23 protein-coding genes are annotated in these 23,871 nt (G+C 72.1%); 15 read left to right on the forward strand and 8 right to left on the reverse strand.

Annotated features, from left to right (window positions below; genetic code table 11):
* Positions 1 to 34 precede the first annotated feature (34 nt).
* Together L0P92_RS13125 and L0P92_RS13130 are read right to left on the reverse strand one after the other, a co-directional pair.
* Positions 35 to 1,501, reverse strand: coding sequence for an exopolysaccharide biosynthesis polyprenyl glycosylphosphotransferase (locus L0P92_RS13125; protein ID WP_234762759.1), 1,467 nt, complete (start codon positions 1,499 to 1,501; stop codon positions 35 to 37).
* On the reverse strand, positions 1,498 to 2,637 hold the full coding sequence (locus L0P92_RS13130) for a glycosyltransferase (protein ID WP_234762760.1): 1,140 nt from the start codon (positions 2,635 to 2,637) through the stop codon (positions 1,498 to 1,500). The genes L0P92_RS13125 and L0P92_RS13130 overlap by 4 nt, the downstream gene beginning before the upstream one ends.
* Before the next feature lie 195 nt (positions 2,638 to 2,832).
* Between L0P92_RS13130 and L0P92_RS13135 the strand changes: the two genes are divergently transcribed.
* Positions 2,833 to 3,138 carry a hypothetical protein gene (locus L0P92_RS13135; protein ID WP_234762808.1) on the forward strand — a complete coding sequence of 102 codons (306 nt, stop codon included), beginning with the start codon at positions 2,833 to 2,835 and terminating at the stop codon, positions 3,136 to 3,138.
* Between the two features lie 375 nt (positions 3,139 to 3,513).
* Here the strand turns inward: L0P92_RS13135 and L0P92_RS13140 are convergent, their stop codons facing one another.
* The 4 genes from L0P92_RS13140 to L0P92_RS13155 form a co-directional block, all read right to left on the reverse strand.
* Entirely contained in the window at positions 3,514 to 3,834 is a 321-nt protein-coding gene (locus L0P92_RS13140) for a hypothetical protein (protein WP_234762761.1), read from the reverse strand.
* A 61-nt stretch (positions 3,835 to 3,895) separates the two neighbouring features.
* Positions 3,896 to 4,216, reverse strand: coding sequence for a hypothetical protein (locus L0P92_RS13145; protein ID WP_234762762.1), 321 nt, complete (start codon positions 4,214 to 4,216; stop codon positions 3,896 to 3,898).
* A 65-nt stretch (positions 4,217 to 4,281) separates the two neighbouring features.
* The gene (locus L0P92_RS13150) at positions 4,282 to 4,617 is read right to left on the reverse strand and encodes a hypothetical protein (protein WP_234762763.1); all 336 of its coding nucleotides are present in this window, start codon (positions 4,615 to 4,617) and stop codon (positions 4,282 to 4,284) included.
* A 333-nt stretch (positions 4,618 to 4,950) separates the two neighbouring features.
* Positions 4,951 to 5,343 carry a hypothetical protein gene (locus L0P92_RS13155; RefSeq protein ID WP_234762764.1) on the reverse strand — a complete coding sequence of 131 codons (393 nt, stop codon included), beginning with the start codon at positions 5,341 to 5,343 and terminating at the stop codon, positions 4,951 to 4,953.
* Positions 5,344 to 5,633: 290 nt separating this feature from the next.
* On the opposite strand from L0P92_RS13155, the gene L0P92_RS13160 reads away from it, so the two are divergent.
* The 5 genes from L0P92_RS13160 (at position 5,634) to L0P92_RS13180 (ending at position 9,198) form a co-directional block, all read left to right on the forward strand.
* Positions 5,634 to 6,356: a glycoside hydrolase family 16 protein gene (locus L0P92_RS13160; RefSeq protein WP_234762765.1), complete on the forward strand. Its 723-nt coding sequence runs from the start codon at positions 5,634 to 5,636 to the stop codon at positions 6,354 to 6,356.
* A 157-nt stretch (positions 6,357 to 6,513) separates the two neighbouring features.
* On the forward strand, positions 6,514 to 7,098 hold the full coding sequence (locus tag L0P92_RS13165) for a vitamin K epoxide reductase family protein (RefSeq protein ID WP_234762809.1): 585 nt from the start codon (positions 6,514 to 6,516) through the stop codon (positions 7,096 to 7,098).
* A 90-nt stretch (positions 7,099 to 7,188) separates the two neighbouring features.
* Positions 7,189 to 7,695 (forward strand): tyrosinase family oxidase copper chaperone, encoded by a 507-nt coding sequence (locus L0P92_RS13170; protein WP_234762766.1) that lies wholly within the window; start codon positions 7,189 to 7,191, stop codon positions 7,693 to 7,695.
* Positions 7,679 to 8,539: a tyrosinase family protein gene (locus tag L0P92_RS13175; RefSeq protein WP_234762767.1), complete on the forward strand. Its 861-nt coding sequence runs from the start codon at positions 7,679 to 7,681 to the stop codon at positions 8,537 to 8,539. Before L0P92_RS13170 ends, L0P92_RS13175 begins: the two co-directional genes overlap by 17 nt.
* 80 nt (positions 8,540 to 8,619) lie before the next feature.
* Positions 8,620 to 9,198 (forward strand): DUF2087 domain-containing protein, encoded by a 579-nt coding sequence (locus L0P92_RS13180; protein ID WP_234762768.1) that lies wholly within the window; start codon positions 8,620 to 8,622, stop codon positions 9,196 to 9,198.
* On the opposite strand, the gene L0P92_RS13185 is transcribed toward L0P92_RS13180, so the two are convergent.
* The gene (locus L0P92_RS13185; RefSeq protein WP_234762769.1) at positions 9,195 to 10,154 is read right to left on the reverse strand and encodes a D-2-hydroxyacid dehydrogenase family protein; all 960 of its coding nucleotides are present in this window, start codon (positions 10,152 to 10,154) and stop codon (positions 9,195 to 9,197) included. The two genes, L0P92_RS13180 and L0P92_RS13185, sit on opposite strands and share 4 nt — an antisense overlap.
* A gap of 167 nt (positions 10,155 to 10,321) precedes the next feature.
* Between L0P92_RS13185 and L0P92_RS13190 the strand changes: the two genes are divergently transcribed.
* From L0P92_RS13190 to L0P92_RS13215, 6 genes are all read left to right on the forward strand, one after another.
* Positions 10,322 to 11,302 (forward strand): NAD-dependent epimerase/dehydratase family protein, encoded by a 981-nt coding sequence (locus L0P92_RS13190; RefSeq protein WP_234762770.1) that lies wholly within the window; start codon positions 10,322 to 10,324, stop codon positions 11,300 to 11,302.
* Entirely contained in the window at positions 11,299 to 12,090 is a 792-nt protein-coding gene (locus L0P92_RS13195) for an SDR family oxidoreductase (RefSeq protein ID WP_234762771.1), read from the forward strand. Before L0P92_RS13190 ends, L0P92_RS13195 begins: the two co-directional genes overlap by 4 nt.
* Before the next feature lie 75 nt (positions 12,091 to 12,165).
* Positions 12,166 to 12,507, forward strand: coding sequence for a hypothetical protein (locus L0P92_RS13200; RefSeq protein ID WP_234762772.1), 342 nt, complete (start codon positions 12,166 to 12,168; stop codon positions 12,505 to 12,507).
* A 5-nt stretch (positions 12,508 to 12,512) separates the two neighbouring features.
* Positions 12,513 to 13,856 (forward strand): hypothetical protein, encoded by a 1,344-nt coding sequence (locus tag L0P92_RS13205; RefSeq protein ID WP_234762773.1) that lies wholly within the window; start codon positions 12,513 to 12,515, stop codon positions 13,854 to 13,856.
* A complete protein-coding gene (locus L0P92_RS13210; RefSeq protein WP_234762774.1) occupies positions 13,853 to 14,173 on the forward strand; it encodes a hypothetical protein in 321 nt (106 codons plus the stop codon). The genes L0P92_RS13205 and L0P92_RS13210 overlap by 4 nt, the downstream gene beginning before the upstream one ends.
* A 46-nt stretch (positions 14,174 to 14,219) precedes the next feature.
* The gene (locus tag L0P92_RS13215) at positions 14,220 to 14,921 is read left to right on the forward strand and encodes a hypothetical protein (protein WP_234762775.1); all 702 of its coding nucleotides are present in this window, start codon (positions 14,220 to 14,222) and stop codon (positions 14,919 to 14,921) included.
* 46 nt (positions 14,922 to 14,967) lie between these two features.
* Here L0P92_RS13215 and L0P92_RS13220 read toward each other — a convergent pair whose 3' ends face one another.
* Complete coding sequence (locus tag L0P92_RS13220; protein ID WP_234762776.1) at positions 14,968 to 16,026, reverse strand: PucR family transcriptional regulator; 1,059 nt, start codon at positions 16,024 to 16,026, stop codon at positions 14,968 to 14,970.
* A 248-nt stretch (positions 16,027 to 16,274) separates the two neighbouring features.
* Between L0P92_RS13220 and L0P92_RS13225 the strand changes: the two genes are divergently transcribed.
* From L0P92_RS13225 to L0P92_RS13235, 3 genes are all read left to right on the forward strand, one after another.
* Positions 16,275 to 16,724, forward strand: coding sequence for a hypothetical protein (locus L0P92_RS13225; protein ID WP_234762777.1), 450 nt, complete (start codon positions 16,275 to 16,277; stop codon positions 16,722 to 16,724).
* A gap of 104 nt (positions 16,725 to 16,828) precedes the next feature.
* Positions 16,829 to 18,865: a flotillin family protein gene (locus L0P92_RS13230; RefSeq protein WP_234762778.1), complete on the forward strand. Its 2,037-nt coding sequence runs from the start codon at positions 16,829 to 16,831 to the stop codon at positions 18,863 to 18,865.
* Positions 18,866 to 18,957: 92 nt separating this feature from the next.
* Entirely contained in the window at positions 18,958 to 23,865 is a 4,908-nt protein-coding gene (locus tag L0P92_RS13235; protein WP_234762779.1) for a DNA repair ATPase, read from the forward strand.
* Positions 23,866 to 23,871 lie beyond the last annotated feature (6 nt).

Consider the following 23,871-nt stretch of genomic DNA (forward strand, 5'->3'; position numbering starts at 1 on the left):
GGGGAGGGGCCGTGGGGGACGTGCTCACCGGTGCTCAGCTCCCTGTCGGCCGGACGAACTGGGCCGCCGTGCGCAGCAGGATGCAGATGTCCTGCCACAGCGACCAGTTGTCGATGTAGGCGTTGTCGTAACGGCACCGGTCCTCGATCGAGGTGTCACCGCGCAGTCCGTGGATCTGCGCGAGCCCGGTGATCCCGGCCGGCATCCGGTGGCGGGCCGGATAGCCCGGATGGGCCTGGCTGAACTTGGCGACGAAATACGGCCGTTCGGGCCGCGGACCGACCAGGCTCATGTCGCCGCGGAAGACGTTCCACAGCTGGAGCAGCTCGTCCAGCGAGGTGCGCCGCAGGAAATGGCAGAACGGGCTCATGTCCTGCTCGTTGGCCACGCTCCAGCGGGTCGCCGCCTCGTGCGCGCTGGCCGGCCGGTGGGTGCGCAGCTTCAGCATCGTGAACGGCCGTCCGTCCTTGCCGATCCGCTCCTGCCGGAACACCACGCCGGGCCCGTCCACGACCCGCAGCACGGCCGCGCACACCAGCAGCACCGGCCCGGCCAGCACCAACAGCAGACCCGACAGCACCAAGTCCAGCACCCGCTTGCCCACGCTCCCGCCCCGCCGTCCGCCCCCCGGCCCCAGCAACCTGCGCGAGAACCCGGCCAGATGCCCCGCCCGCCGACAGCGCCCACCGAGGCCGTACGACGGCGGGTCCGCGTCCAGCTCCCACAGCACACAGCCGTACGCGGCCAGCCCCCGCAGCACGGCGGCCTTCTCCGTCCGGGTGGCGGCCCCCACCACGAGCACCGTCTCCACCCCGTTCTGGATCACCGCCCGCCGCGCGTCCTGCGCCGTGGTGAGCACCGGCAGCCCGGGCTCGTCGGCGGCGTCGCCGAGGACGTCCGGATCGTCGGCGAGCAGCCCCACCGGCCTTACACCGCAGCCCGGTTGGCGCAGCAGCGCGGCCGCGACCAGCCGGGCCACCGCGACCGGGCCGACCACCAGGGCCGGACAGGGCCGCCGCCGCAGCGCCCGGCGCCGTAGCCCGTGCACCGCCTCACGGCCCGCACAGGCCGCGAGACAGTGCACGGTGACCGCGGCGACCAGCACGGCCGGCGGCAGCGAGCGCAGCGGGGAGAGCGTCACGACCACCGCCCAGCCGACGGCGATCCGGCCGCAGACGGCGGGGAGTTGGTCGAGTACGCCGGGGACGACGAAGGTGTCGTACGGCGTGGCCCGGCGGTTCATCCCGATCACTACGAGAACGAGCACCACGACGACCGGCGAGAGACGGTGCGGTGCCGGCAGGACCAGCACGGCGGCCGTCAGCGCGCTGCCGCCGTCGACCAGCCACAGCGGCACCCGGGAGATCTGCCGCGGACGACGCGGTCCGCGCCGGGAGGCCGCCCGTCGCCCGGCGGCCCGGCCGCGCGGGTCGACGACGGCGACGGCGTCCTGCGCCGTCCGCTGCTGCCCGGGCGAGGCGACGGTGCTCTCCGCGGTCATGTGGTGACGCACTCCCTGCCCCCGTTCGTTTCGACGGCCCGCGTGGTGGCGGGGCCGAGCAACTCGCGGTAGACGTCGGTCACCGCGTCCGTGGTGTGCCGCAGGTCGTGACCGGCGAGCACATGCGCCCGGGCCCGAGCGCCCAGCGCCGCGCGCAGCGGCTCGTCGAGCAGCAGTGCCGTCAGCGCCCGGGCCAGCGCCCCGGGATCCTCCGGCGGCACCAGACAGTTCGGCGGACGGCCGGGTGGAAGGCTCTCGCCCGCCCCGTCCACGTCCGTGACGACGACCGGCCGGCCGCACGCCATGGCCTCCAGCGGGGCGAGCGCCATGCCCTCCCAGCGGGACGGCAGCACCACCACGTCCGCGGCCCGGTACCAGCGCGCGGTGTCGGCCACCGCGCCGGCGAACTCCACCGACCCGGGCGCACCCGCCCGCAGCCCGTCCGCGTCCGGACCGTCACCGACCAACACCAGCCGCGCGCCCGGCACTTGACGCGCCACCTCGGGCCAGGCCGCCAGCAGCACGTCCTGCCCCTTCTGCCGGCACAGCCGGCCCACGCACACGACGAGCGGACCCGCCCCGCGGCGCGCGCGCTCGCCCTCCGGCCGGAACCGGACGGTGTCGACCCCGTTGCGCACCACACGCCATGGGGCGTCGATGCCGGACCGCACTCCGGTGTGCCGCTCGGCCTCGCTCACACACAGCACCCGCGTCGCCCACCGGGCCCCGAACCGCTCCCAGCCCAGCGCCAGTCGAGCGACGATCCCGTCGGCGGCCTCGAACGACCAGGCGTGCGGCTGGAACACGGTCGGCAGGCTCCCGCGCACCGCGAGCCGGGCCGCGAGCCCCGCCTTGGCGCTGTGCGCGTGCACCAGGTCGGGCCGCACCCCGCGCACCACCCGCGCCAACTGCCGTACCTCGCCCGGGAGTCGGTGCCCCGGAGCGCGGGTCGCGTCCCAGCGGACCACCGCGCAGCCCAGCGCCCGCAGGTCGTCGGTCAGCGTGCCGCCCCGCGGACAGGCCACGGACACCCGCAGTCCCACGGCGAGTTGCGCCGCCACCAGATCCGTCACGACCCGCGCGACTCCGCCCTCGACGGGCTGAGCGACATGCAGGATATGCGGCGCAATGCGCATGGCCGAGGCTGCCCTTTCGAATAAAGACACTTATCCATACTTATCTGAGAAGCGGTCAAGTGTGGCGGAACGGTGGTGTTTTCGGAGTTGTTTCATTCACGGGACCACCCATTTGGCGCCACGGGGGTTTCCCGGGGGTTCCCCTCTCGTTAGCCCGGGAGAACCGAGACCGTGTATTTCCTGGAAAGGAACATGATGAAGAACCTCAAGGCTGCTGCCGTCGTCGCCGGCTCCCTCGCCATCGCCGGTGCCGCCGTGCCCTGTGCCGCCGCGGTGGACATGCCCTCGTCGGGCCTCGTCGAGAACGGCAAGACGGTCGCCCGCAGCCTCCCCTCGGCCGCCAAGGTGCCGACGGGCTACGTGGGGAACAACGTGAAGAGCACCGCGGACAAGGTGAAGAAGGGCGTGCAGTCGCAGGGCATGGTGAAGACCCCCGTCCTCGGCGGCACCCTGCCGAACCCCGTCGACGGGCGCCTGCTCGGCGGACTGCCGATCAAGTAGCCGCTCCGGCGGGACCCCTTCGTTCCTTTCTGTCGCGCCGTTGGCCTTCGGCTCGATGACCAGGGCCGGCTCCGTGTCACTCGGAGCCGGCCCTTCGGCATGTAGCGGGCATGTACGCGGGAGTGCGATTGCCCTTTGGTATTCAGGTTGGGCCGAACGGCGGATTCTGGGTGACCGCGGGGGAAAAGCTCAGTTGAACCCACTGAATGGGCGCTCTTTCCTCCTTGCCGGCGCTCTTGACCGTGGGCCCTGTCTGACGCTGACGCAGACAGGGCCCACGGCCTTTGTGTGCGCCTCACATGTCGTCGTGAGGCGCACGAACACCGATGGCGGTCCACCGGAAAACCGGCGGACCGCCATCGGGTGAAGCACTGGTCACATCAGCAGGCCAGCCGCCGACGGGGCGTTCTGCGCCTGGTCGATCTTCTCCGTGTTGCAGGCGGCGTAGCGCGAGCGCGGCGCGGCGGTGCCACCGAGGACGGCGCCGTTGGACCACGGGGCGAGGCAACGCGCGTCGAGGAGAGCGCCGTTGACCACGGCGATGCCCTGCTGGGGTTCGTTGACGACGACCGGGGCCGACGAGAAGTCGCTACCGCCCTTGACCGTGGTGGTGTCACCGTCGGCCGCGGCGGTGCCACCGGTCGCGAGGACGATGCCCGCGGCGATGGCGGAGATGGCCGTAACCTTCTTACGCATGAGTTGAGCCTTTCCGGACTGCGTTCGGGGTTTACCTGCTCCGAATTCCTCGGAGCAGGAGTCACATCAGCAGGCCAGCCGCCGACGCGGCGTTCTGCGCCTGGTCGATCTTGGCCGTGTTGCAGGCGGCGTAGCGCGAGTTCGGTGCCACGGTGCCGGCCAGAACGGCTCCGTTGGACCACGGCACGGCACAGCGGAGGTCGACGACCGTGCCGTTCACGATGGCGATGCCCTGCTGGGGTTCGTTGACGACGACCGGGGCCGACGAGAAGTCGCTGCCACCCTTGACCGTGGTGGTGTCGGAGTCGGCCGCAGCGGTGCCGCCGGTCGCGAGGGCGATGCCTGCCGCGAGCGCGGAGATGGCCGTAACCTTCTTACGCATGAGTTGCGCCTTTCGGGGCTGCGTTGGGTAATTCACGTACTGCTGCGAACAGTTCGCAGCAGAGGTCACATCAGCAGGCCACTCGCCGATGCGGCGTTCTGCGCCTGGTCGATCTTGGCCGTGTTGCAGGCGGCGTAGCGCGAGTTCGGTGCCACGGTGCCGGCGAGAACGGCTCCGTTGGACCACGGAGCGAGGCAGCGACCGTCGACGAGGGTGCCGTTGACGATGAGAACGCCCTGCTGGGGCGCGTTCACGACGACGGGGGCCGACGAGAAACCGGTACCGCCCTTGACGGTGGTGGTCTTGCCGTTGCCGTCGTACTCGCCGGCGGAGGCAAGGCCGGCGGTGCCGACGACGGTGCTGAGGGCGAGGGCCGTGATGACCGCGAACTTCTTGCTCAACTCGGTTCCTTCCTGAATTCACGGTTGCGCACGCTTACGAAAAGGAAACCCGTATATGCATGCATAAGTCACGGCGCGAACAATCAAACGCGGCCAGATTCCTTCGGATGGCGCAACGAGCGAAATCCGCAGGTGCGACGGGTCGAATAGAGCGGCCGGAACGCCGCCGACATGCGTCCGGCCCACCGGCGGGCGAGGGCCGGTGGGCCGGACGGATGATGCACGGGGGTCAGTGGGTTCGGGCCCGCCGTTGCTGTCGAGAACCGGATCAGAGTCTCAGAATTCCGGGGCCGGCATACGCCGGTACGGCTGACTCAAAGGTTTGCCGGGTCGTCACTTGTTGGGAAGCAGGGTGCCGAGGCCGGTGGCCGTCGGCGCGTGCAGCGGGTGGATCTGGACCTCGCCGCTTCCGGCCGGGTTCTTCACCGGAATGGTGGGCCGCTTCGCGGCGTTCGGGTCCATGCCGTCCAGGTAGACACCGGACATGCCGCCCGACTTGCGCTTGTCGAACGCGCTGCCCTTGGCGACACCGCCGTCCTGGGCCAGCCGCGTCACGACGTCGGCCGCGGGCACGACCGCCGGCGTCACCTTGGTCGGGGACATGAGCCCGCCGATCGGACTGGTGGAAACACCCGAACCTCCGGCGGCGACCGCCGCGGCGGCGGAGCCACCCACAAGACCCGCACCGATGGCCAACGCCGCAGTGGTGAAAACTGCCTTCTTCATGATTCACCTCGCTTGAAAGTACCTCTGATCCGACGGTTGGAGAACATAGCAGTCCAAGGGCGCTGCAAAAGCGACGCGTTAGTCCATACGCATGAAAGTGGCTGGAGTGAAGAATGTATTGGGCAGCATGATTCCGGGGGATTGGCAGCTGGTCGGCGAATCAATTGATCGTATGTGCGCCCGGCCCGGTTGGGCCGCTTGCGCGACCTGAAAGATGAATTTCGGAATTATCGGCCGCGTCTTCGTCGAGCCGCCCGGCCCAGGACGTCCCGCGGCCTACCCTCGCCGCCATGACCACCTCCAGCGACACGTCCGCCCGATGCGCGCCCCGTGGCAGGTCGCTCGTCTGGTCGGAGGAGTTCGACGCCCCGATCGACTGGGGCGCCCGATGGGTCGGCGACCGGTCGAGCGCCTACCGCTACCGCGACCACAACCCGGACGACAACAAACTGGACTGGCTCGACCCCGGCTGTGTCACCGTCTCGGACGGAGTGGCCACCTTCACCGCCGTTCCGGCCGGCCGCACCCTGGAGAACGGCCTGTCGGCCTGGCACACCGGCCTGCTCACCACCGAGTACTCCGCCGAGGGCTTCCAGGTGCGGACCGGGGACCACGTCGAGACCGGCGTCCGGCTGCCCTCCGGCACCGGAGCCTGGCCGGCGCTGTGGACCTGGAAGGACGGCGGCAACGAGGTCGACTCCTTCGAGTACCACCCGGACAACCCGCATCTGCTGGAGCTGTCCAACCACGTCCGCGACGCCGCGACCTACCACACCGACGCCGACACGATCGGCCCGGACCGCTGGGTCACCATCGGCACCAGCTACGGCACGCACTGCGTCGACTGGTACGTCAACGGCGAGCACGTCTTCTCCGACGGCACCGGCGTCGGCCCCGACTGGTCGGCGTATCTGATCCTGAACCTGTCGCTGAGCGCGGGCGAGTACCACCCGGCCCCCTGCGGCCCGGCGCCGATCACCTTCGAGGTCGACCACCTCCGCGTCTACCGCTGACCGCACCCGACCCCCGTACAGGTCCCCGTATCGGTCCCCCGATCGGGCGGATGCCCGCCGTGATGTCGGCCGGACGGGGGAGCGTACGCCGGGAAGTCCCGCGGGCCGTCGATAAGGTCGCGCGGTGGCCCCTGACTCGAGCGACTCCGCACGGACGATGCGCCCAACCGTCGGCGGCAGCCGGGCGTTCGCCCTGCTGCTGGTGGTCTGCGGGGCGGCCGGACTGGTGGCCTCCTGGGTCATCACCCTCGACAAGTTCAAGCTGCTGGAGGACCCGGACTTCACCCCGGGGTGCAGCCTCAACCCCGTGGTGTCCTGCGGCAGCGTGATGGAGAGCGACCAGGCCGAGGCCTTCGGGTTCCCCAACCCGATGCTGGGTCTGGTGGCCTACGGCATCGTCATCTGTGTCGGCGTCAGTCTGCTGGCCGGGGCCGCGTTTCCGCGCTGGTACTGGCTGACCTTCGCGGCCGGATGCCTCTTCGGTATCGGGTTCGTCTCCTGGCTCCAGTTCGAGTCCCTGTACCGGATCGACGCCCTGTGCCTGTGGTGCTGCCTGGCCTGGCTCGCCACGATCCCGCTGTTCTGGTACGTGACGTCCTTCGTCGTACGCCACGGCTTCCTGCCCGCCCCGGACCCCTTGAAGACCTTCTTTTCGGAGTTCACCTGGGTGCTTCCGGTACTGCACATCGGGATCGTCGGCATGCTGATCCTGACCCGCTGGTGGGACTTCTGGACCAGCTGACCATTGCACCGTATGGGCGCTACGGCGGTGACCGTGGAGCACCCCGCACGGTTACTCGTACGAACAGCCGAACCGTACGAGGAGTGAGCGATGGCCGTCAGCGCAGACGGAGTGTCGGTGGGTGCGGTGCAGGGGGCGGACGCCCCGGCGCGGAGCGAGCCGGAGAGGCGGACACGGCGGGAGGTGGCGCGGGTGCTGTTCGCCTCCGCGGCCGTCGCGCTCGCCCCGGTCGTCACCGCCTCCCGGCCCGCACGGCCGGCGGACGTGCAGCCGGACACCGGCACCCCCTTCGACGAGACCTACCGCGGCCGCCGCATCCAGGGCGCGCCTCTTCCCCTCCAGGGCCTCTCCGCCCTCGGAGCCGAGTGGCAGGTCACCGTGGACGGTCGGCCGCTGCATCTGATGCGCCGTGCCGACGGCACCTGGCTGAGCATGGTCGACCACTACAGCTGGTACCGGACCCCGCTGGAGGCGACCCGCGCGGCCGTCGACGAGCTCGGTCCGCTGCGGCGGCTGCGTGACCTGGCCCCCGGGCCGTTCGACGGCGGGCACCCGCACGGGCCGCACGGGGAGGCGCAGCATGGTGTACGTGCGTAAGAACGTCAGCAAGCTGACGCGCACCGAACGGCGGCGGTTCGTCGAGGCGCTGCTGGAGGTCAAACGCAGCGGCGAGTACGACGAGTTCGTACGGCTGCACATCGCGCACTTCCGCGGGGACGGCGACCGCGGCCTGCGCGCCGCCCACATGACGCCCTCCTTCCTGCCCTGGCACCGGCGGTTCGTGCTGGACCTGGAGAACGCCCTGCGCCGGGTCGACGACTCGGTGACGGTGCCGTACTGGGACTGGACCCGGAACCGTTCGACCACCTCGGTCCCGTGGACCGACGATCTGCTCGGCGGCAACGGGCGGCCCGTGGACCGGCAGGTGATGAGCGGGCCGTTCGCCTACGCGACGGGCAACTGGACCCTGCGGGCGAGGATCACCAACGTCGAGTTCCTCACCCGGGACCTGGGCCGCTCGCGCCGGCCGATCGACCTGCCCACCCGGGACGATCTGAACTGGGCGCTGAAGGACCCCGTCTACGACGTCTCCCCGTGGGACTCCACGGTGACCAAGGGCTTCCGCAACAAGATGGAGGGGTGGGGCAGCAGCAACAACCCCTGGCGCAACCACAACCGGGTCCATCGCTGGGTCGGCGGCGCCATGCTCGGCGGCGCGTCCGTCAACGACCCCGTCTTCTGGCTGGTCCACGCCTTCATGGACATGCAGTGGCAGCGCTGGCAGCGGCGGCACCGCAAACACCGCTATGCGCCGGCGAAGCCGCCGGGCCGGAACAGCGCCCAGTACGGCCGGATCGTCGCCCGGCACGAGAAGCTGCCACCGTGGGACGTCACTCCGGACGAGCTGGAGGACATGTCCGCGATCTATCGGTACGGGTGAGAGATCCACCGGTACGGGTGAGACCGGGCCCCGCCGAAAAATCGCTCAGCCCCGCGGCCCGCGCCCCTTAGCCTCGGGGCATGGCAACCGATCCGACGGAACAACTGGTCCGACTGTTCTCCGAGGAGAGCCGGGTACGTGCCTTCGCCGCGGTGGCGCTGGGCGCGGGCAGCGCCGAGCAGGTCGCCCGGGCGGCGGGGCTGCCCGCGCGGGAGACGGCCACGGCGTTGCTGCGGCTGCGGGAGCAGGGCGTGGTGACGACCGGCGACGACGGGGAACTGGGCGTGGCGTACGGCCTGTTCAAGGAGTACGCGCGAACGGCGGCCCGGCGGGAGCGCGACACCGGGGACGCCGGGAGCCGCGCGACCGGGGAGCGGCAGGCCGCCGACCTGGTCCTGCGGACCTTCGTCCGGGACGGCCGGCTGGTCCGGCTGCCCGCGCGGTGGACCCGTAAGAAGCTCGTGCTGCGGCACATCGCCGAGCAGACCTTCGAGCCGGGCGTCGAGTACCCGGAGCGCACCGTCAACGACAAGCTGCGCCCCTGGTGCGAGGACAGCGACGACATCGACCATGTGACGCTCCGCCGCTATCTGGTGGACCTGCACCATCTGCACCGGAGCGAGGGCGTCTACCGACGGCCGACCGAGACCGCCGCTTAGGGCAGCCGTCGTACCGGTGCACCCGCCAGGTACGCCTGGATGTCCTCGACCGCCTGGCCGTAGTACGTCGCGTAGTTGGCCTGGGAGACATAGCCCAGGTGGGGTGTGGCGAGCAGTCGGGGGGCCGTGCGCATCGGGTGGTCGGCGGGGAGGGGCTCGACGTCGAAGACGTCCACGCCGGCGCCGGCGATGCGGCCCTCGTGCAGGGCGCTCAGCAGGGCGTCCTGGTCGACGATCGCCGCGCGGGAGGTGTTGACCAGATACGCCGTCGGCTTGAGCAGGGCGATCTCGGCGGGCCCGAGGAGGCCGCGGGTGCGGTCGCTGAGGGCGAGGTGGATCGAGACGAAGTCGCTGTCGGCGAGCAGGTCCTCCTTGGAGGCGGCCAGGTGGACGCCCACCTCGTCGGCGTACTCCTTGGTCAGGTTCTGGCTCCAGGCCGTGACGTGCATGCCGAAGGCGAGGCCGACGCGGGCCACACGGCTGCCGATCTTGCCGAGGCCCAGCAGTCCGAGGCGGCGCCCGTGCAGGTCGGCGCCGACCGTCTGCTGCCAGGGCCCGCCGGAGCGCAGGGCGTTGCTCTCCTCGACCAGCCCGCGGGCCAGGCCCAGCAGCAGCGCCCAGGTGAGTTCGACGGGCGGGGTGGAGGTGCTGGCCGTGCCGCAGACCGTGACGCCGTGCGCCTCGGCGGCGGCGTAGTCGATGACCGTGTTGCGCATGCCGGAGGCGATGAGCAGCTTCAGCCGGGGGAGCCGGGCGATCAGGGAGGCGGGGAAGGGGACGCGTTCGCGCAGGGTGACCACGATGTCGAAGTCGGCGAGGGCCGCGGCCAGGGTGTCCTCGTCGGGGAAGTGGGTGGTGAAGGGCACGACCTCCACGTCGTCCGCGAGCGGTGACCAGTCGGCGGCCTTCGTCGCCACGTTCTGGAAGTCGTCGAGCACAGCACAGCGCAGCCGCACGGGGGTTCCTCTCCATGGCCGGGGCACCGACCGGACCGACTCTACGGAACGGGTCCGACAACCGGGGTGGTGGGTGCGGCGCGCCCGGGCCCGATTGACCGGCGGCGGGTCCGTCACCGACTGTTGATCACGGCGCGCGGACCGGCCGGCCACAGGGAGGACCCACCTTGTCACCACGCATCCTCGTCACCGGAGGCAGCGGCTTCATAGGCGGCCATGTCGTCGCGGCCGTACAGGAGTCGCGGGGCGGCGACACACCGCCCCCGGTCCGGCTCGTGTTACGCGATCCGGCGAGGCCGCCACGGGGACCCGGCCCCGCCGGCACCCCGGCGCCGGACGTCGTACGCGCCGACCTGACCGACCCCTCGTCCCTGCGCGGTGTCTGCGACGGCGTCGACGTCGTCCTGCACTGCGCCTCCCACATCGGCTCCGACGCACGCCTCACCGAGGCCGTCAACGACCATGGCACCCGCGCCCTCGTCGAGGAGGCGACACGCGCCGGAGTGGCCCGCGTCGTGTACGTGAGTACGGCCGCCGTGTACGGACGAGGACCCTTCACCGCAGCGCTCCCGGGCGGACCGCCGCTCGCGCCCGCCTCACCGACCAGCCGTTCCCGTGCCGCCGCCGAGCGGCATGTGCTGGACGCGGGCGGGGTCGTGCTGCGCCCGCACCTGGTGCTCGGCGCCGGCGACCGGTGGGTGGTGCCCGGACTGGCCGGCGTGCTGGGACTGCTGTCGGCGCGCCTGAAGGGGTGCCCCGCCCGGCACTCCGTCGTCGACGTACGGGCGTTGGGACGTGCCGTGCTCGCCGCCGGGCTGTCGGAGCGGGAACTGTCGGGCGTGCACCACGTCAACCACCCCGAGCCGGTGGGCACTTCGGAGCTGCTCGACACGGTGGCCGACCTGCTCGACCTGCACCTGCCCGGCGCCCCGCCGGACATCGCCGAGGCCCGGACCCGGCTCGCCGGGCAGCCGCGCGCACTGCACCACCTCGACATGCTCGCCGTGGACCACTGGTTCGCGGACGACGGGTTCTGGGCCGGTGCGGGGGTGGATCCCGGGGCCGGGTTCGCGGCGGGGCTGGCCGAACACGCGGGGTGGTACCGGCAGTTCCTGGACGGCTCCACCACGGACTCGGGGGTCTCGTGAACGACGAACGCGCACTGGCGGGCAAGATCGCGCTGGTCACGGGGGCCGGCCGGGGCATCGGCCGGGGCATCGCCACCCGGCTCGCCCGTGACGGGGCGCTGGTCGGCGTCCACTACGGGCGCAGTGAGGCCGCCGCCCTGGAGGTCGTGAAGGAGATACGGCGCGGCGGCGGGCGGGCCTTCGCGCTCGGGGCCGAGCTCGGGGTGCCCGGTGACGCCGACGCGGTCTTCGAGGCCTTCGACGCCGGGCTGCGCGAGGAGCGGGGCGAGGCGGCGGCGGGGGCCGAGGGCTCGTTGGACATCCTGGTGAACAACGCGGGGGCGAGCGGTTCGGGGCCGGTGGGGCAGGCGGTGCCCGAGGTCTTCGACCGCATGATCGCCGTCAACGCCAAGGCGCCGTTCTTCCTCGTGCAGAACGCGCTGCCGCGGATGCGCGACGGCGGCCGTATCGTCAACGTCTCCTCGCTCGCCTCGCGGCGCGCCTTTCCCGAGTCGCTCGCGTACGCCATGTCCAAGGGCGCGCTGGACACGATGACCCTGGCGCTGGCGAAGGAACTCGGTCCTCGCGGCATCACCGTCAACGCGGTCGGGCCTGGGTTCGTCGAGACGGACATGAACGCCCGGCGCAGGACGACGCCCGAGGCACGGGCCGACCTGGCCGCACGCTCGGTCTTCGGCCGGATCGGCAGACCCTCCGACGTGGCGGACGTGGTGGCCTTCCTCGCCTCCGACGACTCCCGCTGGATCACCGGTCAGTATCTGGACGTCAGCGGGGGCACCGACCTGTGACGGCGTGACAGATTGCATCCGCAACTGGCATGCTCACGGTCGCGATCATTGTCGACATCGGGGGCGGCGGAAACGATGAGCACAGGGCCTGGAGGGTTCTCGGCGCGTGCCGAGTCCATCGACGGCAGTTCGCATCTGCTGAACGAGCTGGCCGGACTGCTGTATGCCGGGCGCATGGACGGCGAGAACGCCACGCAGTGCCGCGTGCCGCGCTCCCATCCCCAAGTGGCCGAGGCGGTCGAGGACTTCGCCCGCTACGCGCAGGACCAGTACGGCGACCTGGTGGCGTTGCTGTCGGCGCTGTCGACCAGGCTGCGGTCGACCGGGAACGCGTACGTCCAGGCGGACGCGAGCGCGCGGCGCGCGATGGACGACCTGCTCGACAACGGCCGTTACGTCGCGCCCGAGGACCGGTGAGCGCCATGGCCTACCGTGCGGACGTGGAGTTCCTCGACGCGTCGAACCCACAGCTGATCGAACGGACCGCGGCCGAGTACGGCCGTCTGCACACCCTCCTGGCCTCGTGCGACGACGACTTCCGCAAGGCCGGCAAGGTCGAGTGGGAGAGCGAACACCGCGAGCGCTACACCAGGCGCCTGAAGGAGGCGCTCGAACTGGCGGAGCATCTCGCGGCCGCCTTCAGACGCGTACGGCAGGCGTTGGACGACTACGCCACGGCCGTCGAGCGGGCCAAAGGGCACTTCGAGAGCGGGCGCACCACCGAGGACCGGCTGGTCGAGGTGATGTCCCGGGAGGCGCGGGCGATCACTCCCACGGCACGCGCCGCCGAGCCGCTGCGGCAGTGGGAGGACCTGCGCGCCACGACCGGCTTCCTCGACTGGGCCGCCGAACTCACCGTCGACGTGGACGCGATCCGCGAGGAGGCCCAGCAGTACTACGACGCCACCAAGGGCCACTACGGCGACGCCGAACGCGTGGAGTCCGCGGCCCGGGAGGACTGCGTGCACGAGATACGGGCGGCCCTGCGGTCCCTGCCGGACTTCCGCGGCGGGGACAGCGGCTACCCGGCGCTGCTGGCCGGCGCGGTGGACGCGCTGCGCCGGGAGGTGGGCGAGGCCGGCCGCGACCCGAACACCCAGCTGCCCGGCACCGGCACGAAGGCCGACTCGATCCCCGGGGTGTCGGGCGACACGCCGGTCTCACCGTCGCTGCAGCGCATCCGGGACAGGCTCGCGCGTCTGCCGGGCGCGCAGGACCACTACCTGTATCTGCCGTCCGACGACGACGCCGGCCGCCGCGAGTACATCTCGGGCAACAGGGCGTTGATCAACGACGCCGCGCACAGCTCCGGGCTGCCTCCCGAGATGGTGGCGGGCATCGCCTGGATGGAGGTCGAGGGCGACCCTTCCTGGATCGACGAGGCCGCCTACGGCGTACGCCGTCACCTTCCCGGCACCGGAGAAGCGGACCAGACCTCCATGGGCCCGATCGCCATCCAGGTACGCCGGTCCGCCGAAGTGCTCGGCTACGACCCGCAGAACCTCACCGACGCCCAGCGCGAAGAGGTCGTCAACGCCTCCAAGGACCCTGGGCAGAACATCTACATCGCCTCGGAGTACCTCGCCCAGCTCAAGGCCGAGAGCGAGTTCGCCGACGTACCGCCGGAGCGGATGACCAGAGCACAGATGCAGGAACTCGCGGCACGCTACAACGGCGGGCCCTACTACCGCAGCGACGACGCCCAGCGGTACGGACGCGGATTCGACGACCACGTCGAGGACGCGAAGCGGGCGCTGGAGTCATGACCGGGTCGTCGGCGCGGTCACGGGCCTCGCGACTGAAAGGCGCCGCCTGCGCGGTCCTGCTGGTCACGGGCTTCCTCGTGGCAGCGGCCGCCACCACCGTCGCCTACCTGTCGAACCCGCTCGGCCCCTGGGACCACCAGGCGTACGACCACATCCACCTCTTCGGAACCATCGCCCTCGCCTCCGCCGTGCTCACCGCACCGGTCACCGTCCTTGCGGTGGCACGCCGCTGGCTGCGGCCGTGGTGGCTGGTGCCGTGCGCGGCGCTCACGCTGGCGGCCTGGGGCCGCCTGACCGTGTTCCTCCCGGCGCGCTGACCGTCTTGCATAATGCAAGCGAATTGCGCGAAGAAGGAGGGCAGCCATGCGCCGAGGACGTCGCCCGTCGGCCACGGCGGAGCCGCACCTCATGGCGCATCTGCGGAGCACGGTGTGGGGCCCGGCGGAGTTCGTCGGTCGGCCGCCGTGGTGGCTGGTCGGCGAGGGCGTCGTCGCCGGTGTGCTCGGCGCCGCCTCGATCGTCGGAGCGGCCCTGTTCGGCGCCTGGACGGGACGGCCCGCGCTGGCGGACGGCGAGGCCGGTGTGGTGTGCGCCCTCGCTCTCGTCGTGTACCTGCTGCTGATGGGGGCCGGGCGAGCACTGGTGGGCGTCGTCGCCGTGTTCGGCGTCTGCCTCGCGCTGCAGGCGCCGCAGGCCGCGGCGGGTGTGGTGCTGGCGGAACGGGGGCGCGTGGAGTCCGTGGTCGTGACGTCCGTCCACGGCGGCGGGACGGCCGACGGCGGGCCCGGCCGCTATTTGTGTGCGGTGACCGACCGCAACGGTGTGCCGCTCCGGGTGCGCATCTGGCGCGGCTGCGAGCAGACCACCCGGCCCGGGGACGCGCTCGCCGTCGTGTACGACCCGGAAGGCCGGCTGCCCCCGCGCGGTGTCGATCAGCACACCGGCGCGCTGGGCGCGCTGCGCGGACTGTCCGGCTGGGCCGCCGCGCTGGTCGCCGCGAGCGTGGTCGCCACGGTCCGCTCGTACCGGCTGTCCGTGCCGCCACCGGAACGGGTGACCCCGTAGCGGGAGTGACCCCGTGGCGGGCGTGACCCGGTGGCCGGTGCGGTCTTCAGAGGTCCTGGGCCGGCCAGTCCAGCAGCCGGGCGCCGATCACCGCGGTCTGGAGCATGTAACGGTGCGCCGGATCGGCGGGGTCGGCGCCGGTGAGCTTGTGGATGCGTTCCAGCCGGTAGGTCAGGGCGCGCACGCTGAGCGAGAGACGGCGGGCGGCCTCGGCGGCCACGCAGCCCGCGTCGAAGTAGGCGGCGAGGGTCTTCAGGAGGGGCTCCGCGCCACCCCGGGCCGTCGTGAGCGGGCCGAGGCTGTTGCGCACCAGGTCGGCCATGGCCTGCCGGTCGCGGGTGAGGACCGGGTACACGAGCAGGTCGGCGGCGTACAGGACCGGGTCCTCCAACTCCAGTCGTTCGGCCAGTTCCAGGGCGTTGAGGGCCTCTTCGTAGGAGTGGACGACCCCGCCGGGTCCGGGCTGTGCGCGGCCGACGGCGACCCGGCCGCCTTCCGTGGCCGCGTGGGCCTGCTTGGCGAAGTGCGCGAGGACCTCCTCCTGGTGGCCGGGGGCGATGCACAGCAGGCGGCCGTCCTTGGTGGTGAGCAGGACGCTGCGGTCGCCGAAGCGTGCGATGAGGGCGCGTTCCACCTGCTGGGGGACCTTGTCGCCGTCCTCGTAGGCGGTGGGACCCTCGGCGACGGCCACGGCGTGGGCGTGTGAGAGGCGCAGGCCGAAGCGTTCGGCGCGTTCGGCGAGGCGGCCCAGGTCGCTGCGTCCGTAGAGGAGGTCGTCGATGAACTCCCGGCGAGCGGCCTCCTCCTGACGTACGGCGTTGCGCTGGGCGCGTTCGTAGCCCTCGGAGAAGGCGTCCACGACCTGGTGCACGGCGGCCAGGGCGCTGTCGGCCGAGCCGGGAGCGGTCGGCCATGCCGCGCGGGCGGCGGCCAGGTGGGCGCTGACCAGGGCGCGCAGTCCGTAACCGGCGTCCGCGGCCAGCTCACCGAGATTCCGGCGGGAGGCGAGTTCCTCCCGGGTCAGGCGCCGCCCCGTGGCCGATACCTCGGCCAGTATCTGGGTATAGCCGTCCAGATACTGCTCGGGAATCTCCCGTTCCGTCATCTCGTCCCCCGATTCCTAACGCGCCCCTGACGCCTTCTTAGCGGCTCACCGGCATGCAGACCCTAATGAACGTTGCCGGAAACCGGCAATGCGCGGGCGTGCGCCTGCCGTGCACCATGGCGTGCGGGGAGCACTACGGGGGATCGCGGTGCCGGACACCGGCAGGTGTCCGGCACCGCAACCCGGAGCGGGCGATGTGCCACCCGACACGGCTGACGAGCACGGCGGGCGGAAAGGGGGACCAGCCCATGCGGACGTTTCTGGCGGTCGCCACCGGCCTGCCCACGATCCTGCTGACCGCCGCCCTCGTCGTGACGGTGTGCTTCTGGTTCCTGGTCGCCGCGGGCTTCGCCACCGCCGGCAGCTTCGACGCCGACGTGGACCTGCGCGCCTGGGGCATGGGCGGCGTACCGGTGACGGTCGCCGTCTCCGCGCTGACCGTTCTCGCCTGGTCCCTCAGTGTCGGCGGCACTCTCGCCCTGGCCCCGTTCACCTCGCCGGGCCCCGCCACCGGACTGCTGCGCATGGTCGCACCCGTCCTGGCACTGCTCGCCGCATGGCAGCTCACCCGCCTCTTCGTACGGCCCCTGCACCGCCTCTTCCCCGACGAACCCGGCCTGCCCGACCTCGGCCGGGCACGGGACGGGGTCCGGGTTCGGGTCCGGGAGGACCGGGACCAGTTGGACCACGCGGCCTGACGCACGGCGCCACCGAGCCACGGCCCCGCATCCCTCCCCCTCTTCCCCCTTCGTGCCGCGATCTCCGCTCGCTTCGCCTCACTCACGCCTCAAGGACGTATGCCATGAATGCCATCACTGTGGGCGTCGGCGTGCTCATCGCCGTCGTCGTGCTCGCCGCCCTGCTCGTCTCCCGGCTGTTCCGCAAGGTGGAGCAGGGCAAGGCGCTGATCGTCTCCAAGCTGCGCAAGGTCGACGTGACCTTCACCGGGCAGGTCGTGCTGCCCGTGCTGCACAAGGCCGAGGTGATGGACATCTCGGTGAAGGCCATCGAGATCACGCGGACCGGCAAGGACGGACTGATCTGCCGGGACAACATCCGCGCCGACATCCGGATCACGTTCTTCGTCAAGGTCAACAAGACGGTCGAGGACGTCATCAAGGTCGCCCAGGCCGTCGGCACCGCACGGGCCAGTGACCGGGACACGTTGCAGGAGCTGTTCCACGCGAAGTTCTCCGAGGCGCTGAAGACCGTCGGCAAGCAACTGGACTTCACCGACCTGTACACCAAGCGCGACGAGCTGCGGTACCGGATCATCGAGGTCATCGGCGTCGACCTGAACGGCTACCACCTGGAGGACGCGGCGATCGACTACCTGGAGCAGACGCCGCTGACCCAGCTCGACCCGGCCAACGTCCTCGACGCCCAGGGCATCCGCAAGATCACGGAACTGACGGCCCTGGAGCACGTGCGCACCAACGAGGCGCAGCGCACCGAGGAGAAGGAGATCACCCGGCAGAACGTCGACGCCCGCGAGGCCATCCTGGAGCTGGAGCGCCGGCAGGCCGACGCGGAGATCAAGCAGAAGCGGGAGATAGCGACCGTACGGGCCCGGGAGGAGGCCGAGACGGCGCGGGTGGTGGAGGAGGAGCGACTGCGGGCCCAGGGCGCGTTCCTGGCCACCGAGGAGAAGCTCGGCGTGCAGCGCGAGAACCAGGCCCGCGAGGTCGCCGTCGCCGCGAAGAACCGCGAGCGGGTCATCGCCGTGGAGAACGAGCGCATCGAGAAGGACCGGCTCCTCGAGGTCATCGCCCGGGAGCGGGAGACCCAGCTGACGAAGATCGCCGCCGAGAAGGAGGTCGAGGCCGAGAAGCGGGAGATCGCCGAGGTCGTCCGGGAGCGCGTGGCCGTGGACCGTACGGTCGCCGAGCAGGAGGAGTCCATCAAGAAGCTGCGTGCCGTGGAGGAGGCGGAGCGGCAGCGGCAGGCCGTGATCATCGCCGCCGAAGCGGAGGCGCAGGAGAAGCTGGTCAAGGACATCAAGGCCGCCGAGGCCGCCGAGCAGGCCGCCACGCACCGCGCGGCCGAGGAACTGACCCTGGCCGAGGCCCGGTTGAAGACGGCCGACCTCGACGCCCGCGCCAAGCTCCGCCTCGCCGAGGGCGTCCAGGCCGAGGCCGCCGCCGAGGGGCTGGCCGCCGTCCAGGTCCGCGACAAGGAGGCGGACGTCATCGAGAAGGCCGGCCGTGCGGAGGCCGAGGCGACGCAGGCCCGGATGCGGGCCGAGGCCGAGGGCACCAGGGCGCGGGCCCTCGCCCAGGCCGAGGGCATCGGCGAGAAGCTGAAGGCCGAGGCGGCCGGTCTGACCGAGAAGGCGGCGGCGATGGCCGCCCTCGACGACGCCTCCCGCACTCACGAGGAGTACCGGCTGCGTCTGGAGGCCGAGAAGGACATCCGGCTCGCGGGGCTCGACGTACAGCGTCAGGTCGCCGAGGCGCAGGCCACGGTGCTCGCGACCGGGCTGGAGAACGCCGACATCGACATCGTCGGCGGCGACTCGGTCTTCCTCGACCGGCTGGTGTCCTCGATCGCGCTCGGCAAGGGCGTCGACGGATTCGTCCAGCACTCCGAGACCGCGCGGGCGCTGGCCGGACCCTGGCTGGAGGGCACCTCCAGCTTCACCGACGACCTGAGCCGCGTCCTCGGCTCGGTCTCCACGGCCGACGTGCAGAACCTGACCATCTCGGCGCTGCTGATGAAGCTGATGGGAACCGGCGGCGCCGACGCGGGGCAGCTCCAGCAACTGCTCGACCGGGCCGGCGAACTGGGGCTGGCGGACCGTCCGCTCACCGCCCTCAACGGCAAGGCCGTCCACGCCTGACCCGCCCCGACCCACGCTCCGGAGCCGCCGCGCAGGGGACGGCGGCTCCGGAACGTCTTCGCCGTCTTCCGCAGACTTCCTGAGAGGGACCCATGACCACCGGCCCGGACACCGGCACCCACGCGTCACCGGACACCGGCACCCGCGCGGCACTGGACGCGGGTACCTACGACGTGCTGCGCGACCGCCTCACCGCGCAGGCCGCCGAACTCGCCCGCCGTACCGAGGCGCTCAACGCCCGACGCGGCGACGAGTTCGGCTCGACGCGGCTGGAACTCGCCGGTACCGGGCGACTGCGCACCGAGCACGCCGTGGTGCCCCGGGACATCGTCGCCGTGGGGAACGTGCTGCTCTTCGGCCACAACGCCGTACCGAGCCGCGCGGCCGGCACGAGCGTCGGCGATGTCCTCGCCCTGCACGACCGCGCCCTTCGGCGGCTGCCCGACGACGCAGTGCCCGGTCTGCTCGACGATCCCGCCTTCGTACGGGAGTTCACGGCGCTGCACCGCTACTACCGCCAGGCCCGGCTGCTCCGGCTCCGCCTGGTCGAGGACAAGGTGCTCGCCGTCTTCCAGACCGGTGAGCGGACGGCCGACATCCGTGTCCTGCGCTGGACCGTCGCCGACGACGGCACGGCCGCCTTCCTGGACGCGCGCGGCGACCGCGACCACGTCCTGCCGCCCTCCCACGACGTCGACTGGACGACGGCCACCCGCGACGACCACGTCCTCGGCCGCCACCCCCATGTCTCCGTCGACGGTGAGGTCTTCGTCTCCACCGTCGGCGGCACCCTCACCGTCAAGACCGACGACGACACCGAGACCGCCGAGGGCGTCCACAGCGAGCCGGTCGACGAGCCGCTGCAGGCCCTCGCGGACGCGGACATCGCCCACGCGCGCGTGGGCGCGCTGATCCTGCTGCGCGTGCGCCCCTACAAGGAGGCCGCCGACCGCCACCTGGTGTTCAACACCCTCACCAGGACCGTCGTCCGCCTCGACGACATCGGCAGGGCCTGCCGCCGGCTGCCCGACGACCAGGGCGTCGTCTTCCCCGGCGGCTACTGCCTGGCCACCGGTACCCACAAGACGTACGAACTCGACACGGGGGCGCTGGAGTTCGAGCGGGAGATCCGCTCACCGAACGGCGAGGACGTGCTCTACGCCTTCCACGCGCGTGCGGAGGGCCGCAGCCTCCTGCTGCCGTACAACACGATCCGCAAGGAGATGGCCGCCCCGCTGTCCTGCCACGGCTGGGCGCTCCTCGACGACGGCACACTCGTGGTCCTGCGCGCCGACGGCGACGAACCGCAGCGGGTCCACCCCGCGCAGCTGTGGAACTCGCCCTACGTCTCCGACACCCACGCCGCCGCCCTGCCCGTCGGCACCGGCCCCCTGGCCCGCGTCGGCAACGCCGACCTCGTACGGGGCATCTCCGACTGCCTGTCCATCACCGGTGCCGTAGCCGGGACGACCCCGACGAGCGAGGTGTACGAGGCGCTGGCGGCCGCCTGCGTCCGGGTGGCGGACACCCACCACTGGCTGGCCGACCCCGAACTCGGCGACCTGCACGCCCCCCTGGCCGACCTGCGTGCCACGGCGGAACAGGTCCTGGCCGAGTTCGAGACCGTCCAGGCCCTGACCCGGCAGGCCGCCGACGCGCTCACGGAAGCGGCCGCGCGGGTCGCCTCGGTGGTACGACGGCTGCGTGGTGAGGCGCCGCGCGAGGCCGCCGCCTGGGTGACCGGACTGACCGAACTCCGCCGGGCCCAGGGGCACCTGCTGACGCTGAGGGAGCTGCGGTACGCCGACACCGCCCGCATCGACGCGCTCGCCGCCGACACCGAGGCCGACCTCGCCGCCCTCGGGCAGCGGGCCGTCGCCCACCTCGCGCGCGAGGACGCCTTCGCGGGCCACCACGCGGACGTCGAGCGGCTCGTCGCCGACACCGAGGCCGTCGCCACCGTCGCCGAGGCCGCGCCGCTGGTGGCCCGCCTCGACGAACTGGCCGACGGGATGCGGGTGGTGACCGAGGTGGTCGCCGGCCTCGACGTCGGTGACGCCACGGTCCGTACGGCCGTACTGGAGCGCGTCGCCGAGGTCGTCGGCGCGGTCAACCGGGCGCGCGCCGTCCTGGAAGGCCGTCGCCGTGCCCTCCTGGACCAGGAGAGCCGGGCCGGGTTCGCCGCCGAGACCGGGCTGCTCGCGCAGGCCGTCTCGGGGGCCCTGGCGGTGGCCGACAGCCCCGAGGCGTGCGACGAGCAGCTCGCCCGCCTCCTGGTCCAGGTGGAGAACCTGGAGTCCCGCTTCGCCGAGTCCGACGACTTCCTCGACGCCCTCGCGGACCGGCGCGAGGAGATCCACGAGGCGTTCTCCGCCCGCAGACAGACCCTCGCCGACACCCGCGCCCGGCACGCCGAACGCCTCACCGACTCAGCGGCCCGGGTCCTGCGGACCGTCGTCCGCCGGGCCACCGCGCTGACGGACGCGGACGCGGTCGCCGCGTACTTCACGTCCGACCCGATGCCCGCCAAGGTCCGCCGCATCGCCGACGAACTGCGCGACCTCGGCGACCAGGTGCGGGCCGAGGAGTTGGCCGGCCGCCTCAAGGCCGCCCGCCAGGAGGCCCTGCGCGCCCTGCGCGACCGCACCGACCTCTACTCCGAGGACGGCCGCTCCCTCCGCCTGGGCCACCACCGCTTCGCCGTGAACACCCAGCCCCTCGACCTCACCCTGGTCCCGCACGGCGACGCACTGGCCTTCGCCGTGACCGGCACCGACTACCGCTCCCCGGTCACCGACCCCGACTTCAACGCCACCCGCCCGTACTGGGACCGCCCGCTGCCCTCGGAGTCGCCCGAGGTCTACCGCGCCGAGCACCTCGCCGCCCGCCTGCTGGACGAACACGGACCCGAAGCCCTCGCGGCGGCCGACCTGCCCACCCTCGTCCGACAGGCCGCGGAGACGGCGTACGACGAGGGCTACGAGCGCGGCGTCCACGACCACGACGCGACCGCGATCCTCAGCGCGCTGCTGCGCCTGCACGACGACGCGGGCCCGCTGCGCCACGAGCCCGCCGCCCGGGCCGCGGCCCAGCTGTACTGGGCGCACGCGACGACGGCCGAGGAGCGCGCACGCTGGACGCGGCGCGCGGTGTCGCTGGCCCGGGCGCAGGACACGTTCGGCCTCGCGCCCGCCCTCGGCGACCTGCGGGCGGAACTGGCGCAGGCCATCGGAGGCGAGCACGCGGGCAGCGCCGCCGCCTACCTGTTCGAGGAGCTGACCACCGGACCCGACGGCTTCGTCCTCAGTGCCGGCACCCGCACCCTGCTCGACAAGTTCCGCCGCACCGTGGGCACGTCCGCCTACGACAACGACCTCCCCGCACTCGACGACCTGGCCGCCCGCAAGCAGCTCGTCGAGGCCTGGCTCTCCTCGTACGCCTCCGCCACCGGCACGGACACCCCGCCCGGCGACCTCGCCGAGGCGGTGGCGGCCGAGCTCTGCCCGGAGCTGGTCCGCTACGAGTCCGACGCGGCGCTGACCGAGACCGTCGAGGGCCTGCTCGGCACGCACCCGCGCATCACCGGCCGTACGCTCACCGTCCGCGTCGACGAACTCCTGGCCCGCACCCGGCACTTCCGCCTACGCGAGGTCCCCGCCCACCGCGCCCACCAGCGCCGCCGGACAGCCCTGGTGGCCGCCGAGCGCACCCGGATACGCCTGGACGAGTACCGGCCGCGCGTGATGTCCGCGTTCGTGCGGAGCAAGCTCATCGACGAGGTGTACCTGCCCCTCATCGGCGACAGCCTCGCCAAGCAGCTCGGCACCACGGGCGAGAGCCGGCGCACCGACACCGGCGGTCTGCTCCTGCTGATCTCCCCGCCCGGCTACGGCAAGACGACCCTCATGGAGTACGTCGCCGACCGGCTCGGCCTGATCCTGGTGAAGGTCGACGGCCCGGCGCTCGGCCACGCCGTCACCTCGCTCGACCCGGCCGAGGCGCCGAACGCCACCGCCCGCCAGGAGATCGAGAAGATCAACTTCGCGCTGGCGGCGGGCAACAACACCCTCCTGTACCTGGACGACATCCAGCACACCTCCCCGGAGCTGCTGCAGAAGTTCATCCCGCTGTGCGACGCCACCCGCCGCATCGAGGGCGTGTGGGACGGCCAGCCGCGCACCTACGACCTGCGCGGCAAGCGGTTCGCCGTCTGTATGGCGGGCAACCCCTACACCGAGTCCGGCAGCCGCTTCCGCGTGCCCGACATGCTCGCCAACCGGGCCGACGTCCGTAACCTCGGTGACGTCCTGACGGGCAAGGCGGACCACTTCGCCCTCAGCTTCGTCGAGAACGCCCTGACGGCGAACCCGGTGCTGGCCCCACTCGCCGGCCGTGAACGCGCCGACCTGGAGCTGCTCATCCGCCTCGCGGAGGACGACGGGACCTCCCCGCCCTCCGTCGCCGACCGGCTCACCCACTCGTACGCCCCCGCCGAACTGGAACGCATCCTGGCCGTCCTGCGCCACCTGCTCACCGCCCGGGAGACGGTTCTGGCGGTGAACGCGGCCTACATCGCCTCGGCGGCCCGATCGGACCCGACCCGCACCGAACCGCCCTTCCGGCTGCAGGGCTCCTACCGCACCATGAACAAGATCGCCGAGCGCATCCAGCCCGTCATGAACGACACCGAGCTCGCCGCGCTGATCGACGACCACTACACGGCCGAGGCGCAGACCCTCACCAGCGGCGCCGAGGCCAACCTGCTCAAACTGGCCGAGCTGCGCGGCACGCTGACGCCGCGCCAGGAGTCGCGGTGGGCCGAGGTGAAGGCGGCCTACGTCCGCTCCCAGGCCCTCGGCGGCCCCGCGGACGCGCCGCTGTCCCGCGCGGTCGCCGCGCTCGGCCTGCTCGCCGACCGGATCACCGCGATCGAGACGGCGATCAACCGGGCCGCGGACCAGCAGGAGCAGAGGACCTCTGACATGGGGGTGCAGGGCTAGCCGGGG

Origin of the sequence: Streptomyces muensis (assembly GCF_021474425.1) — a bacterium.
Taxonomy (GTDB): Bacteria; Actinomycetota; Actinomycetes; order Streptomycetales; family Streptomycetaceae; genus Streptomyces; species Streptomyces muensis.

Excerpts from the sequence above, each read along its gene's own strand:
- L0P92_RS13175 (WP_234762767.1), top strand. The coding sequence starts at position 7,679 with ATGGTGTACGTGCGTAAGAACGTCAGCAAGCTGACGCGCACCGAACGG.
- L0P92_RS13205 (WP_234762773.1), top strand. The coding sequence starts at position 12,513 with ATGGCCTACCGTGCGGACGTGGAGTTCCTCGACGCGTCGAACCCACAG.
- L0P92_RS13130 (WP_234762760.1), bottom strand. The coding sequence starts at position 2,637 with ATGCGCATTGCGCCGCATATCCTGCATGTCGCTCAGCCCGTCGAGGGC.
- L0P92_RS13220 (WP_234762776.1), bottom strand. The coding sequence starts at position 16,026 with ATGACGGAACGGGAGATTCCCGAGCAGTATCTGGACGGCTATACCCAG.
- L0P92_RS13125 (WP_234762759.1), bottom strand. The coding sequence starts at position 1,501 with ATGACCGCGGAGAGCACCGTCGCCTCGCCCGGGCAGCAGCGGACGGCG.
- L0P92_RS13180 (WP_234762768.1), top strand. The coding sequence starts at position 8,620 with ATGGCAACCGATCCGACGGAACAACTGGTCCGACTGTTCTCCGAGGAG.
- L0P92_RS13215 (WP_234762775.1), top strand. The coding sequence starts at position 14,220 with ATGCGCCGAGGACGTCGCCCGTCGGCCACGGCGGAGCCGCACCTCATG.
- L0P92_RS13140 (WP_234762761.1), bottom strand. The coding sequence starts at position 3,834 with ATGCGTAAGAAGGTTACGGCCATCTCCGCCATCGCCGCGGGCATCGTC.
- L0P92_RS13135 (WP_234762808.1), top strand. The coding sequence starts at position 2,833 with ATGAAGAACCTCAAGGCTGCTGCCGTCGTCGCCGGCTCCCTCGCCATC.
- L0P92_RS13165 (WP_234762809.1), top strand. The coding sequence starts at position 6,514 with ATGCGCCCAACCGTCGGCGGCAGCCGGGCGTTCGCCCTGCTGCTGGTG.
- L0P92_RS13210 (WP_234762774.1), top strand. The coding sequence starts at position 13,853 with ATGACCGGGTCGTCGGCGCGGTCACGGGCCTCGCGACTGAAAGGCGCC.
- L0P92_RS13145 (WP_234762762.1), bottom strand. The coding sequence starts at position 4,216 with ATGCGTAAGAAGGTTACGGCCATCTCCGCGCTCGCGGCAGGCATCGCC.
- L0P92_RS13200 (WP_234762772.1), top strand. The coding sequence starts at position 12,166 with ATGAGCACAGGGCCTGGAGGGTTCTCGGCGCGTGCCGAGTCCATCGAC.
- L0P92_RS13155 (WP_234762764.1), bottom strand. The coding sequence starts at position 5,343 with ATGAAGAAGGCAGTTTTCACCACTGCGGCGTTGGCCATCGGTGCGGGT.
- L0P92_RS13160 (WP_234762765.1), top strand. The coding sequence starts at position 5,634 with ATGACCACCTCCAGCGACACGTCCGCCCGATGCGCGCCCCGTGGCAGG.
- L0P92_RS13225 (WP_234762777.1), top strand. The coding sequence starts at position 16,275 with ATGCGGACGTTTCTGGCGGTCGCCACCGGCCTGCCCACGATCCTGCTG.
- L0P92_RS13170 (WP_234762766.1), top strand. The coding sequence starts at position 7,189 with ATGGCCGTCAGCGCAGACGGAGTGTCGGTGGGTGCGGTGCAGGGGGCG.
- L0P92_RS13235 (WP_234762779.1), top strand. The coding sequence starts at position 18,958 with ATGACCACCGGCCCGGACACCGGCACCCACGCGTCACCGGACACCGGC.
- L0P92_RS13230 (WP_234762778.1), top strand. The coding sequence starts at position 16,829 with ATGAATGCCATCACTGTGGGCGTCGGCGTGCTCATCGCCGTCGTCGTG.